This window comes from Bacteroidales bacterium (genome assembly GCA_031276035.1).
In the GTDB taxonomy this organism is placed as follows: domain Bacteria; phylum Bacteroidota; class Bacteroidia; order Bacteroidales; family BM520; genus RGIG7150.
Map to the genome: position 1 here is coordinate 1 of JAISNV010000024.1, position 14,919 is coordinate 14,919.

A 14,919-nucleotide genomic window follows, 5' to 3' on the forward strand; every position below is an offset into this window, starting at 1 on the left:
TTCTTATGCTCTTATGTATTTAATGAAATTTATGAAGAGTGGAGATTTGATACCAATTGGGTAACTGATCCTGATATGGTTAGTTATGACTTATTCTCAGAAACCCCAACTCAAATTAACAATGAAGGTTGGTATAGAATGATTAAGGGATTTGCACATAGTTTTGATGAATGTATATATCCGCAGGTATTAGCTCAAAATGTACCTGCAGGCGAATTAAGGGGTAATTTTTATGTTTTCTATAATTTAGATCAAATGCCCGGTGATGCTTTGACTCAACATGACAACAACCCTCAATATGGTACTTATGAAGACAATACTATCATTATGTGGGCATCCTCTATGGATTTCGGAGATCCTAATTTCCCAGAAATAAAATTAGGCATTGAACAACACGGTACAACAAAACAATTATTAGATGTTTATCCGAATCCCGCCTCCAATATGGTTAATATTACAGTTGAAGAAACTGTAAATTGTGTTATCTACAATATGGCAGGACAAACTGTTGCAAAACAAGTTTTAACACCGGGAAACAACATTATTAATATTCAAACATTAAAATCAGGTGTGTACTTTATTTCAGCTGGTAACAACAATGCTAAATTAATCGTAGAATAAAAAAATAAATATTATTCTTTAATAAAAAAGGTTGACTAAAAATAGTCAACCTTTTTTATGTATATAACCTTACTTCCCTTATATCTTATAAAACTCAATATTAAAATTTATATAAAAATTTATCTTATATAACAAATATATTAAATTTATTAGTCTGATCTTCTAATATTTATTTTTTTTATATTATTTTGAAAATATCTAAAAAATTGCCAACTTTGAAACGTTAAATTAAAATTTATATATATGAGAAAATTATTTACTATGTGTTTGGCAATTTTAATTGCCTTTGTAAGTTTGGCACAGAACAAACAATTAAGATTAGATCCAAGTCAATATGACATTCCTGTAAAAGTTGATGCTGGCATTAATAATCATCCTAACATCAATATGCCTTATAATGTAACGCAATCAACCAAAACCGTTGCTTTAGCCCCACAAGAGACAGAAGTTGGTTATACATATTACGATCTGCAATCCAACTCAACATTAGGAAACAGATTTTACCGATATGCTGACGGTAGTATCGGTGCCACGTGGACCGGCGGAATGGAAGCAACCGCTTTTCCTGACAGAGGTTCTTTTTATAATTTTTGGACAGAACTAAATGATGGTAGTTGGGGATGGGAAATTAATCCTAACGATGTTGGTAGAATTGAAAATGAACGTGCAGGCTGGCCGAGTTATGCTCCTTATGGTAATAACGGAGAACTTATTGTATCTCATAATGGTGCCGGTTATAACTTATATAAACGAGATCAAGCCGGTACCGGTGAATGGGACAAATTTTCTGAATATGTTTCCACAAAATCGACTTGGCCCCGCGTTTGTGTTAATAATGATGTTATACATGTTCTTCATTATGAAGAATTAACCGATCATGGTGATATATATTATTCTAGATCTGCCGATAATGGACAAACTTGGTCTCCCCATGTTGAGACTCCTCACCTCATCGGCTCCGATTATTACCATTATCTGGCTTTTTCTTCCGATAGATACATTTGGGCTGAACCAAATAATGGAGTTATTGCATTCGGTATATTTTCCAATAAAAGCGATATAATAATCATGAAATCTGAAAATAATGGTGATACATGGGAAAAAATCATTCCATGGGAACATCCTATACCATTCTTCGATTACAATACTCAAATATTTGATGATACAATATGTGCCCCTACTGGTGCAGCCAGTATAATGATTGATGATGACGGTAAGTGTCATATCGCATTTGTAGTATGTAGATATATCTACACAGAAACAGGCGGCTCATATACTTATTGGCCTGCCAGCACTTGTGCTCTATACTGGAATGAAGATATGCCCAATTTTACCGATGTAAATAATCAATATGATGTTCTTTATGTTGACAGACACACTGAATACATGGATGACGGCAGGTGTATATTAGCATACGGTTTTGATTTTGATGGTGACGGCTCATGGTACGGAACAAATGGCAACGAAGGAATAACTTATTATCGTACTCAAGGTGTAATCAATAATATTAGCATGGCACAGGTAAGTTTAGACAGACTTGTTTTTGCTGTTTGCGCAACGGATGAATCTGTTATATTAACTCCGGCTCCGTATATGGCAAAAAGAATTTATTTATGTTCATATAATTTCGACGAGATTTATGAAGAATGGAGATTCGACTCTAGTTGGGTAACTGATCCCGATATGGTTAGTTTTGATTTATGGTCGGAAACAGTTGTTGAAATTGATAATGCCGGATGGTACGGAATGATTAAAGGATTTGTACACAATTTTGATGAATGTGTATATCCACAAATTTTAGCTCAAAAAGTACCTGCAGGTGAATTAGGAGGAAATTTCTATGTTTTTTATAGTATTGACCAAACTCCAGGCGAAGCTATTATAGAACATGCAAGAAATCCTCAATACGGTATTTATACTGAAAATACTATTGTCATGTGGGCCGAAGCTATGGATTTTAGTGGCGCAAAATTTCCGGAAATAAAACCCGATGGCGTCGATAAATATAGATCAGAAAATAAAAATCTTAAAGTTTATCCGAATCCAGCTACTAACATGGTTAATATTTCGGTTGAAGAAACTGTCAATTGTATTATCTACAATATGGCAGGACAAGCTGTTGTTAAACAAGTTTTAAGTGCAGGAAGTAATACTGTTAATATAAGTAATTTAAAAACAGGCGTATATTTTATATCCGCAGGAAATAATAATGCAAAACTGATTGTAGAGTAAGAAACTTAATTATAATATTATTTTAGAAGGTTGCGGTGACTTGTTTATCGCAACCTTTTTGGTTCACGGATTTTAAGATTCTAAGTCTGAAATTACAATCTTCCAACTCTCCCCTTAATCTGTGATATTGTTAATCCCAACACAACAATAAATATACCTATTATATTAATAACTGTTATTTTCTCATCTATCACAAAATACGCAGCAATAGCAGTAAAAATAGGAATAAGATTTGCGAAGAAAGAAGTCTTACCAACACCTAATTCTCTGTTTCCGATAGTATAAAAGATAAAGGCTAAAGAAGATCCGAAAACCGCTAATTGTAAAATATTTAAACAAATTCTTAATGAAGGAATAATTGTAATAAATGAAGAATAATCAAAAATAAAGAATAGGGGCAGAAAGTATATAAATCCTATAAAGTTTTGATATGCTACTAACGAAATAGGATTATATTTTGTTGATATTTTTCTGAGTATCAAAGCATAGAATACAGATGAAGAAACTGCTAACATCAACCATAAAAATCCTTTTAACGATAAAGCAATATTATAATCAGAATTTATAATTACTAATAACAGCCCAATAAAAGAAATCGTCATCCCCAAAAAATTCAATTTAGAAAGTTGCTCTTTATAAACAATCACCGATGATATTGCAGCAAAGATTGGAATTGTTGCAATCATTACTGAAGATATCGTGGATGAAGCATTTTTGATGCCGTAAGTTTCTCCGATGAAATATAAGAAGGGACTAAAAAAAGCTAAGGCTAAGAAATATTTTACGTCCGACTTCATTATTTTTTCCCATTTGCCGGATATTTTCATGTAGGCAAAAAGTAATAATGATGAAATCAACAAACGGATTGTAATAATTGTAATCGGATTGTAAACGTTTAGTGTATCTTTTGTCCAAACAAAAGTTATACCCCAAAGTATCATTGATAAAACAACAAGGAAATAAACGAGTCCGCGTTTCATAAAAAAATTCAGAAATAAAAAAAATCAGGACTGTAGGAATTAATTGGCTATGAATAATATGCAGATGAATTTAAATAAGTCGATAAAAATAATTTTCAAATTATCCCATCTTCAAATCATTCACCTTTCGCGCTTTTGTGCCATCAACTTATGCGCTTTTTGTAGCGGGGACGAGAATTGAACTCGTGACCTCCGGGTTATGAATCCGACGCTCTAACCAACTGAGCTACCCCGCCGATTTTGAGGTTGCAAAGATAAGAAATAAATAATAATTAACAATTAAATAATTAAATTTTTATTGTTGAATTAAACTAATCTGCATATACCATATTATATAATATCATTTCTGATTTCATATCTCCAACCATTCTACAATAGCTTTTGCCGCCCTCATAGATGCTCCGGGCTCATTCAAAATATTCCTTAATTCCATATACCCATCTTCGATTGCATCTATATATTCTTTGTCATCCAACAACTTATGAAGTTCTAATGAAATACTCGCCGCGTTACATTTATTCTGAATCAATTCCTTTATCAATTCTCTATTTAAAATTAAATTAACCAAACAAATATATTTTACTTTAGATAATTGTCGCGCCAGAAAATAAGAAATCTTGGTTGTTTTGTAACACACAACTTGCGGAACTTGTAAAATCGCAGTTTCTAATGTTGCAGTACCGGAAGTTACTAAAGCTGCTTTGGCAGATACTAATATTTGAATAGTATTATCAACCTCAATGCTCAAATTATCGGGTTTGTCATTTAACAGATTTTCATAAAAGGAGTACGGATGAATTGACATTGCTGCAACTACAAATTTTTCATGTGGATTAATTCGTGCCGTTTCGCAAAATACCGGTAACATTTTCTTTATTTCCGATTTTCTGGAACCGGGTAAAAGTGCAATGTGATTCTTATCTGTTTCAAACTTAACATCTTTATACTTAATCAATTCATCTATTAGAGGATGGCCGAAGTATTCAACATTAACACCATATTTTTTGTAAAAATCTTTTTCAAAAGGAAGAATGGGAATCATAATATCTACATATTTCTTTACCTGGCGCACTCGCGAGCGATGCCACGCCCATATCTGAGGTGAAATGTAATAGATAACTCTGAATCCATTTTTCTTGGCAAACTTGGCAATTCTTAAATTAAATCCTGGATAATCAATAAGAATAACAACATCCGGATTATATTCCATGAGGTCTTTTTTACATAAAACCAACAATTTGAGAACCTTAAACAGGCTGAGAAGAACTTCGATAAAACCCATAAACGACATCTCACTAATGTCTTTCACGGTTTCAACTCCTTCTTTTCTAAGATTTGCGCCACCGAAGCCTCTGAATGAAGCATTTTTATCAAATACCTTAATCTGATTTACTAAGTTTGCTCCGTGGATATCGCCCGAAGCTTCGCCGGCAATTATGTAATATCTCACTTAAAAAAGCTTTGAAATTTTATCTAATTCTTTATAATCCGTAATATCTATAGTAATAGGTACAACAGAAACATATCCATGCTGTAAAGCATATTCATCGGTGCCGATTCTTGGATTTTCATCGGAATAATCTCCAAAGAGCCAATAATAAGGTTTTCCCGCACCGGGAATGATTCTCTCTTCAAATAAATTAGACCATAATCCTTCGGACATACTGCAGATTTTTACTCCTTGTATTCCGTCTTTATATTGATACGGGAAATTTACATTCCAGCAACATCCTACAGGAATAGGTTTTTTTTCTAAAACAATTGAAATAATACTTTCTACATAAGGTAAAATTTCAGTAAAATCCGCATCTCTCAAATGAGTGCAATATGAAAATCCTACAGAAGGAATTTTTTCAAAAACAGCTTCAATTGCAATTGCCATTGTGCCGGAATAAAAAACATTTGTTCCGGCATTGGAGCCGTGGTTAATTCCTGAAATTACTAAATCGGGGGTTCTATCGGAAAACATTTTCAATCCGAGTTTTAAGCAATCAACCGGGGTTCCGGAACAGGAATAATATTTTACATTTTCCTCCGTCTTAAGATATTTGGCAAAAAGCGGTCGTTTTACAGTTACAGAATGACTTTGTCCGGAATGTTCGGTTTCGGGAGCAATAACCAGTATATCACCGAATTTTTTTGCGATTTCAACCAAATGATGAATCCCGGGCGCATCTATTCCGTCATCATTAGAAATAACTATAAATGGTTTATGATTCATATTCGATAAAGTTTACAAGATGTTCATATAACATTTGCGTAGGAAGTCCCATAACATTGAAATACGGACCGTCAATTTTCTCAATACCAATAACACCAATCCATTCTTGAATACCATAAGCACCAGCTTTATCCAAAGGACTATATTTTGATAAATAATAATCTATTTCCTGCTCGTCCAGATTTTTGATCCAGACTTTTGTACACGCAAAAAAATAATCTCTTCGATGTTTATTTGCAATGCAAACGCCGGTTGTAACAACATGACAATTTCCGCTTAATTTCTGCAACATCGATTTTGCATTTTGTAAATCCGAAGGTTTTCCAAGAATAATTCCATTGATAGAAACTATTGTATCTGCAGTAATAATAATATCGTTATCATCGCAATTTTGTATCAACGCTTCACTTTTTCCTCTTGCCATGGCAAGAGCGGTATCTTCGGGAATATCATAGGCTTCGAATTTTTCATCATAATCCGCAACTCTGCATTCGAAAGGAATATCCATCAATGCCAATAATTCTTTTCGCCTTGGAGATGACGAGCCCAAAATTATTTTTTTATTTTTAAGATATAGCATACTTACCAAATAAAAGCTGTGCCTGTCATCCACTTTCCATGTGATTTCATCACTTGTTCAATAACATCGCGCACACAGCCGTTTCCGCCGGTAAACGGTGAAATATAATGTGAAATGGATTTAATTTCTTGAGAGGAATTTGCAGGGCAAGCAGCAATTCCGGCCAATTGCATAACTTCATAATCGGGAATATCATCGCCCATATACATAACTTCTTCAGGCTGCAAATTATTTATCTCCAGAAACTCTTCAAAGACTTCTTTTTTATATGAAATACCGAGAAAAACATCAGTAATACCTAATTCACTAAGTCTGTTTTTCATATTTTCACCCCTACCGCCTGAGATAATAGCTACTTTATATCCGTTTTTTATTGCATGATGCAATGCGTATCCGTCTTTCGCATCAGATTTGCGGATTCCTTCTCCTGAGGGAAGCATATAAATTTTCCCATCCGAAAGCACACCATCATAATCAAATATAAAACATTTGATTTTACTAATATTAGTCAAGTTCTTCATAATCGGTATAATCTCCAAAATCGTCTTGAATAGATTTTTCTTTATTTATTCTATTGGCATTACTATCATGCTCATCTTCATCATTAATATCTTCGACATTATTATTATAATGTCGATTTTTCTTATTGACAAATCTTCTAATCATAAGCGGAATAATAAGTCCGCTTACCAAATAATAGATAATTCCTATTACTAATATTACTATCAGAAAATTATATAACCAATCCATAGATAATATTTTGAATATTTGCAAACAAAACAAGGAGACTACCTATAACAGTGGTCTCCTTGGCTTTGTTATTATTTTATTTCGGCAATTATTTGCCTAGTCTTTCCGATGATACGGTAAGTTTTTTCCTGCCTCTAACTCGTCTGGCGGCTAAAACTTTTCTACCGTTAGCAGTAGACATTCTTTCTCTGAAGCCATGTTTATTGACTCTTTTACGTCTCGATGGTTGAAAGGTTCTCTTCATAACTACTCAATTTTGGACTGCAAAGATAGAATTTTTTTTAAAAACAAAGCCGTTTTTTTAATTTTATTTTTATTTATTTTTTCGATCAATTATTTTTTCGGAGCGTTTTCAACGATAAGTTTCAAGAAATCATAGAATTTACCTACAGATTCAATATTAACTTTTTCATCCGGACTATGAGGATGACGGATAGTCGGACCGATAGAAATCATATCCCAATTAGGATATTTCGCTCCTAAAATTCCGCACTCAAGTCCTGCGTGAACCGCCATTATCTTAGCATCCTTGTGAAAATGTTTCTTATAAATATCTTGCGCAAGTCGTAAAATCTCAGAATTTACATTCGGTTTCCAGCCTGGATAAGCACCGTCAAGAACAACTTTTGCTCCGGCTAAATCAAAACAAGCTTTAATACTTGCAGCTAAAGCATCTTTCGCAGAATCAACGGAACTACGCAATAAACAACTGACAACAACTTTATTACCTTCGGTTTTTACAATTGCAAGATTGCTTGATGTTTCAACCAATCCTTCCATACTTGTACTCATGCGAATAACTCCGTTTTGACAAGCATTAATGCTTAAGATTAAGTTTAATTGGGATTTTTTATCCATAATAAATTGAGCTTTCTCAATCTCTTTGATTCCGATTTCAAGCTTCGGCTCAACGTCACCCAATTCACTTTTAATTACTGCCTCATAATTTTTAACACAACCTTTAATATCTTCCTTATGTTTATTAGGAATTAAAACAGTTGCAAAAGCTTCTCGCGGAATAGCATTTCTTAAACTTCCTGCCGTAACTTCAGATAATTCGGCATGCCATCTGTCTTTAATAATATTTAAATATCTGAATAATATTTTGTTGGCATTACCTCTTCCTGTATTTATATCCATACCTGAATGGCCGCCATTAAAGCCTTTTACATAAATTTGGAAAGTAATATAATCTGCAGGAACCGCTTCTTTTTTGAATTCAAACTCAATATTTGCATCAATTCCTCCGGCACAACCGATATAAAGTTCTCCTTCATCTTCCGAATCAAGATTCAAAAGTATATCACCTTTTAAAAGACCGCTTTTTAATCCGTTAGCGCCATCCATTCCTGTTTCTTCCGTAGCTGTAAAAAGCCCTTCAATAGGGCCGTGCTTAATATCTTTAGACTCAAGGATAGACATAATTGCTGCCAAACCCATTCCGTTATCGGCACCTAATGTTGTATCTTTTGCTCTAACCCAACCTGTACCGTCGTCATAAGCATTTATCGGATCTTTTTCAAAATCATGATTTACATTACTATTCTTTTGCGGTACCATGTCAATATGAGCTTGAAGTATCAACCCTTTTCTGTCTTCCATTCCCGGAGTTGCGGGTTTTCTGATAATTACATTACCAACTTCGTCAACAATAGTTTCTAAATTTAATTTCTCTCCAAAAGCCTTTAGATAAGCAACCGCTCTTTCTTCATGAAATGAAGGACGAGGAATTTGAGTTAATTCATAAAAATTTTTCCAAACAATTTTGGGTTCGAGATTTTTGATTGATTCTGCCATTATATCTTATTTTTAATTATTTAACATTACAGGTGAAATTAGCATAAATAGTTTTTCATCACTTTCCTCTTCAATAGGAAGAACAACGGCAGCTCTGTTTGGAGCGGAAAATTCCATTGTAATTTGGTCAGAGTCAATATGTGAAAGTAAATCCAAAAGGAATCTTGAATTAAAACCTATCACTAAATCCTGCCCCTTATATTCGCAAGCCAAACGTTCTTTACCCTCGCTTGAATATTCCGCATCCTCACCGGAAATCATAAGTTCCTGTCCGGAAATACTCAATCTAACCTGATTTGTAGATTGGTTCGCGAAATATCCGATTCTGCGCAAACTTCCAATAAGTAATGACCTGTCTATAATCATTCTATTAGGATTATCTTGCGGAATAATTGCATTATAATTCGGGAAAGCACCATTAATTAGTCTGCTGAAAAGTTGATAATTACCAAAGGAGAAAGTAACATTCGTTTTATTGTACTCAATTTTAACTTCATATTCATCGTTACCTAAAACGGTTTTAAGTTGATTTAAAGGTTTTTTAGGAACAATAAAACTTGTTGCTTCTTTTGCAATAGCAGCAACTTTAGTGTATTTTACAAGCTTATGTGCATCTGTAGCAACAAAGATTACTTCTTCGGGATATATATCAAACAAAACACCTGTAATACCGGGACGGAATTCCTCATTACTTGTAGCAAAGATGGTTTTTGAAATTGCATTCTGAAGAGTTTCCGAAGGAAGAACAATACTTTCCGTATCTTCAAAATCCGGAACTTTAGGAAATTCTTTGCCGTCATGACCCGCCATTTTATAATGACCTGATGCTGCGGAAATATCAACAGCTTGGTTTGAAAGATCAATATTGATGGATATTGGAATATCCGAAAATGTTTTTAAAAGATCCAACAAAGTTTTAGCCGGTATTGCAATAATTCCGGAACCTTCGGCCATATCAACTTTAAACTCCGTAATCATTGTCGTTTCCAGATCGGAAGCAGTAATTTTCAAATTTTCTCCATTGAGTTCAAACAAAAAATCATCTAATATCGGCATAGTATTACGAGAATTCAAAATACCACCTACTGCTTGAAGATTTTTTAATAACAGGGTGCTTGATACAATAAATTTCATACAAATATATTTTTTTAGTTTATCTTAATTTAATCGTCATCAGAACGATATGAATATCTTTTCCTCAAGGTAATAAGTTGCATGTAGCCTTATATGAGTAATATTTTATTATTTAGCCTTAAGGCTTACAAAGATAGGAATAAATTTCTTAAAGTTTTAGGAAGGATAAAAATATTTTTTAAATGATTTTTATATCAGTCTTTCTAATCCATCCGGTTTTACCGTTAGCCAGCACAATTTCAATCCATTCTCCCACTTCGTCGTTAATATTTACTTTTGTTCCTTTATGCACAACAAAAATATCAACTCCGTTATCAATAGGTGAACCTTTTGCAGTAACAGTAGGAGTAAATACTACGGCATAATCGTCCCGTGTAACTTGTTTTTTCAGCGAAATATTAACAATCAAAGATATAATAAACAATATTAATCCGAATATTGATAATCTGAATGCAACTTTCTTTACGGAAATATTTCTCCCTAAAGACATGACTATTATACATAAAACAGTGATTGAAAATAATATTAAATTTATTCTCATCCAATTTTTCAGAGAAAATACATTTATAAATGAGCGCCACCATTTTACATAAAACATTTCGGGCACCGCATCTATCTTATCTACAATAAGTTTATTGGCAATAGAAAGATTATATTTAACATCATCATTATTAGGAGAAAGTCTTAACGCACGTTCATAATACAGAATTGCCGAAGGCATGTCATTAGTTCTGAAATAACTGTTTCCCAGATTGTATAATAATTCGAAATTACTATATCCTTCATCATATAATTCTTGAAATAAAACAACTGCTGTTGCAAAATTTTCCGCATTGTATTCATTTACGGCTTCGGAAAATTTTTCTTCTGGAGTTTGCGACATCATATTCAATGATATCGTAAATATCAACATCATTGTTAATCCTATGTTTTTCAATATCTTCATAACTCTCAGGATATTATTTTTTTACTTTTTTCAATGTTGAATAAAAACTTTGAATTGCTTCCAAAGCACTATTATACAACGTGTGCATTGATTCATTATCTCTTGACGGCGCAAATCGTGCAAACTCGGCTTCATCTAACACGGAAATATATTTATTTACACATTCGGATGAAATATTGTATTCATTGGGAAGATTTATCAGAAAATCTCTATTGAGTTCCGAAATCGGAATGTTAAATCTATCGCCAATATATTGCCACATAGCATTTGACAATTCATTATAAAAAGCAGTGTCGGCATTTTCGTCCATGTATTGCTTAGCCTTCTTCAAACGTTTCATTGCCACAGATTCGGCACGCTTACGTTTTAAATTATCCACATCACTTCTCTTATCAATAAATATTTTTATAAGAATTGCAACAATAACCAAAAACAAAAGTATTCCGGCCAAGACAACTAGGTATGATGATGATCCGAAAACTACCAGTTTTGCTTTACTTAATTCCGAGGATAAGGGTTTGATATGTTTTATATCTTCTCCGATTGCGATGACATCTTCTCTGGATACGCCGGGAACGGATTGAAATGCAATGTCCGAATTTGCAACTTCAATTGTAAATTCCGGAGAATTTAGAATTACATATTCTTTTTTATTGGGATCAAAATAAGAAAATTCGAAAGATTTTATTTTAAATGTACCGGGGTTTCTGGGAATAATAACATATTCGAATATTTTCGAACCGGATACGGAATTTCTATCAACTTTAATATTTTGTGTAACCTTTGGTGCATAAGTCTCAAAATCGGATGGAAATTTAACATTGATTTTATCAATCAGTTTGATATTTCCCGAACCGTTTATCGTAAACTTCAATGTAATTGCTTCATTTGCTTTTAACTCTGTTTTGTCAATAGTTGCAGCTATAGAAAAATTTCCTACCGCACCTGAGAATGAAATCGGCTTACCTTGAGCCGGCAAAGGTTTAACATTTAGAGTCAAAGGTTTTGTCGTACATTTTATAGGAACATTTTGATAACCGCCGAAAAACTCATTAAAGAACGGATCGTTATATCCTTGAGCACGAGTTTTTACTCTTGAAATAATTTCAATATCCGCAGACGGAATTGTAATTTCCCCGCCTCTTTGAGGAAATAAAATATTTCGCTGAATTTCAGCATATCTATATGATTGATTATTGTAAACGGTGGATTGTAAACCGATATTTCCCAACTCAAAATCTTCTTTCCAGAAACCTGTGTACTGTGGAAATTTTACTTCACCGAAGCCTGCCAAATCAACTTTAGTATATACTTTATAGGAAAGAATTACTTGTTCTCCGACATAAACATCTTTTTTGTTTAATTCTGAGACGACAAAAACATTAGACCCTGAAGAATTCGATTGCTCCGAACCGGATTGAGAATTCGATTGCCCCGGCTGCTGTTGTCCGCCGGCGCTCCCCTGTTGCCCCTGAACAACTTCAATAACAAGCGTATTAGACTCATATTGTGAATTGTTAACTGTTACAGTTGCCGGGTTAATTGTATACTTCCCTACTTCATTAGCTTGAACATAAAAAGTATAACTTGTTGTATAAGTATGAGATTGTTGTCCGTTGATAATTTGAAAATTTGAGCTAGTAGAAGTATTCGGGCCGGATAGTTTTACCATTCCGGGCATTTCAGGAAAATTCACCCGATTAGAACTTCTTTGATTAATAGTATATTTTATCGCAAATTGCTCGCCCAAACGCACAATCGCAGGTGCTTCCGCAGTAAACTGAATATCCTGGCAATAAATTACCATAGGTATCAAAAGTGCAATAAGTAATATTAATCGCTTCAGTCTCATATATTATATTGTTTTTACCAATCTTTATCAATCTTAACCTTCTGATCTTTATGTTTTTGTTCGAGAATTCTGCTCATCGTCTGTTGCTCTTCATTTTTCAAAGCTTCCAAAATTCTCTCCGCATCTTCCTCGGAAATTTCTACTTGTTGAGCTTGTTGCTGCTCTTTCTCTTCACCGCCTTTCGATTCATCCTGCTGAGCCTGTTGTTGTTCGGATTGTTCGTTTTTGCCTTGCTCTTCCTGATTCTGGCTATTTTGTCCTTCTTGCTCTTGACTTTGATCAGACTCTTTGTTTTCATCACTTTGCTGCTGATCTTGGCCGTTTTGCTGTAACATTTTCTTAGCCATTTCAAGGTTATATCGAGCTTCATCGGTAGGAAGTTTTCTCAAAGATTCTTTGTACGCAGCAACAGCTTCGGCATATTTTCCTTCCTTGTAAAACGAATTACCGAGATTATAAAACGATGAAGATTTTAATTTATTATTCTCAGCTCTCTCCGCAGTTGCCAAATATGATAAGGCAGCCTCAGAATAATTTTCTTGCATATATAATGAGTTCCCGAGATTAAATTCGGCTTCAATCATAAGAGGTTTCTCCTCTAAAGCCTTTCTGTACTTAATCTCAGCATCATGATAATTATCTTTATTAAAATCCCTGTTTCCGCTTCTGACCTCTGATTTTTCTTTTTGACAATATGCAGACTGCGAAAAGACTAAAGTCATTATCGTTATAAATGAAATATTTAATATGTTTGTTTTATGTATCATTTCACCTTAGTAAAATATTTATCAATTTTAAATCTATTACTTGATTTATCGGGAATACATATTAATAACACAAGTAAAATCAAAGCCGCAGCAATAAAATACTGGAATTGATCTTTGTAATCTGTTACTTTTTGAGTTTCGAAAACAGTTTTATCTTTATTATTAATATCATCAAGAATCTTTTGCAAACCCACACGGGCGCTATTTGCACGAGTATATGAACCTTTACCCGCATCGGCAATTTTAATCAATGAAGTTTCATCCAATTTGGTAACAACGGTCATGCCTTTATTATCTTTTTTATAGCCGATATTTCTGCCGTTCTGAATAATCGGAATAGGCGTTCCTTCAAGCATCCCGATACCGATTGTATGAACCGAAATTCCTTTTTCAGCTGCTTTCTTTGCTTCGGCAACAGCATCGCCGATATGATTTTCACCGTCGGTAATAATGATTATCACTTTACTGTGATCGGAATCATTGAAAGCTTCCATAGAAATCTTTATAGCTTCGGCCAAAGCGGTTCCCTGCACCGGAATAAACGACGGAGTAACGGTATTCAAAAGCATTCTCACCGAACCGTAATCAGTTGTAAGCGGCATTTGCATATAAGCTTTACCCGCAAAAACAACCATTCCGATTCTGTCGTTTTTCATATTATCCATGAGATTCGAGATTGCTTGCTTCGCCCTGTCAAGTCGCGAAGGTTTAATATCTTCGGCAAGCATGCTGTTCGAAATATCCAGAGCAATAACAACATCTATACCTTTTCTTTCTACGGTCTCTATTTTTGAACCTACTTGCGGATTTGCCAAACCAATGATTAAGAAAACAAAAACCAAAACAAATAAAATATATTTTATCACACGGATAGTTGTAGACGAACCGAATATAAGTTTCGAAATAACATCTTTATCGCCAATTTTATCGGCAAATTTCTTCCTCCTTACCTCAACAACAATAATTACGACAATTATTGCTGCCAAAGCGAGCAACCAATATAATATTTTAGGATTTTCAAATCTAAACAACGACATAA

The 14,919-nt window shown here is 33.8% G+C and carries 15 protein-coding genes and 1 tRNA gene; 2 read left to right on the forward strand and 14 right to left on the reverse strand.

Annotated features, from left to right (window positions below):
* Both LBP67_05855 and LBP67_05860 read left to right on the forward strand, forming a co-directional pair.
* Window positions 1–621: T9SS type A sorting domain-containing protein (locus LBP67_05855; protein MDR2084500.1), on the forward strand; the 621-nt coding region annotated here is incomplete at its 5' end.
* Between the two features lie 243 nt (window positions 622–864).
* Entirely contained in the window at window positions 865–2,853 is a 1,989-nt protein-coding gene (locus LBP67_05860; GenBank protein ID MDR2084501.1) for a T9SS type A sorting domain-containing protein, read from the forward strand.
* Between the two features lie 92 nt (window positions 2,854–2,945).
* Here the strand turns inward: LBP67_05860 and LBP67_05865 are convergent, their stop codons facing one another.
* From LBP67_05865 to LBP67_05930, 14 genes are all read right to left on the reverse strand, one after another.
* Window positions 2,946–3,833, reverse strand: coding sequence for a DMT family transporter (locus tag LBP67_05865; GenBank protein ID MDR2084502.1), 888 nt, complete (start codon window positions 3,831–3,833; stop codon window positions 2,946–2,948).
* 162 nt (window positions 3,834–3,995) lie between these two features.
* Window positions 3,996–4,069, reverse strand: a tRNA-Met gene (locus LBP67_05870).
* Window positions 4,070–4,185: 116 nt separating this feature from the next.
* A complete protein-coding gene (lpxB, locus tag LBP67_05875) occupies window positions 4,186–5,283 on the reverse strand; it encodes a lipid-A-disaccharide synthase (GenBank protein ID MDR2084503.1) in 1,098 nt (365 codons plus the stop codon).
* A complete protein-coding gene (gene surE / locus LBP67_05880) occupies window positions 5,284–6,054 on the reverse strand; it encodes a 5'/3'-nucleotidase SurE (protein ID MDR2084504.1) in 771 nt (256 codons plus the stop codon).
* Window positions 6,044–6,634: a Maf family protein gene (locus tag LBP67_05885; protein ID MDR2084505.1), complete on the reverse strand. Its 591-nt coding sequence runs from the start codon at window positions 6,632–6,634 to the stop codon at window positions 6,044–6,046. Before LBP67_05885 ends, surE begins: the two co-directional genes overlap by 11 nt.
* Before the next feature lie 2 nt (window positions 6,635–6,636).
* Window positions 6,637–7,155 carry an HAD hydrolase-like protein gene (locus LBP67_05890; protein ID MDR2084506.1) on the reverse strand — a complete coding sequence of 173 codons (519 nt, stop codon included), beginning with the start codon at window positions 7,153–7,155 and terminating at the stop codon, window positions 6,637–6,639.
* Window positions 7,139–7,384 carry a hypothetical protein gene (locus tag LBP67_05895; protein MDR2084507.1) on the reverse strand — a complete coding sequence of 82 codons (246 nt, stop codon included), beginning with the start codon at window positions 7,382–7,384 and terminating at the stop codon, window positions 7,139–7,141. The genes LBP67_05890 and LBP67_05895 overlap by 17 nt, the downstream gene beginning before the upstream one ends.
* 88 nt (window positions 7,385–7,472) lie before the next feature.
* Entirely contained in the window at window positions 7,473–7,628 is a 156-nt protein-coding gene (rpmH, locus tag LBP67_05900; GenBank protein MDR2084508.1) for a 50S ribosomal protein L34, read from the reverse strand.
* Between the two features lie 89 nt (window positions 7,629–7,717).
* Window positions 7,718–9,181, reverse strand: coding sequence for an aminoacyl-histidine dipeptidase (locus tag LBP67_05905; GenBank protein ID MDR2084509.1), 1,464 nt, complete (start codon window positions 9,179–9,181; stop codon window positions 7,718–7,720).
* A 12-nt stretch (window positions 9,182–9,193) separates the two neighbouring features.
* Window positions 9,194–10,315: a DNA polymerase III subunit beta gene (dnaN, locus tag LBP67_05910; protein ID MDR2084510.1), complete on the reverse strand. Its 1,122-nt coding sequence runs from the start codon at window positions 10,313–10,315 to the stop codon at window positions 9,194–9,196.
* A 178-nt stretch (window positions 10,316–10,493) separates the two neighbouring features.
* Window positions 10,494–11,261: a tetratricopeptide repeat protein gene (locus LBP67_05915; protein ID MDR2084511.1), complete on the reverse strand. Its 768-nt coding sequence runs from the start codon at window positions 11,259–11,261 to the stop codon at window positions 10,494–10,496.
* Window positions 11,262–11,274: 13 nt separating this feature from the next.
* Window positions 11,275–13,113 (reverse strand): BatD family protein, encoded by a 1,839-nt coding sequence (locus tag LBP67_05920; protein ID MDR2084512.1) that lies wholly within the window; start codon window positions 13,111–13,113, stop codon window positions 11,275–11,277.
* 14 nt (window positions 13,114–13,127) lie between these two features.
* The gene (locus LBP67_05925; protein ID MDR2084513.1) at window positions 13,128–13,880 is read right to left on the reverse strand and encodes a tetratricopeptide repeat protein; all 753 of its coding nucleotides are present in this window, start codon (window positions 13,878–13,880) and stop codon (window positions 13,128–13,130) included.
* Window positions 13,877–14,917, reverse strand: coding sequence for a VWA domain-containing protein (locus LBP67_05930; GenBank protein MDR2084514.1), 1,041 nt, complete (start codon window positions 14,915–14,917; stop codon window positions 13,877–13,879). Before LBP67_05930 ends, LBP67_05925 begins: the two co-directional genes overlap by 4 nt.
* Window positions 14,918–14,919 lie beyond the last annotated feature (2 nt).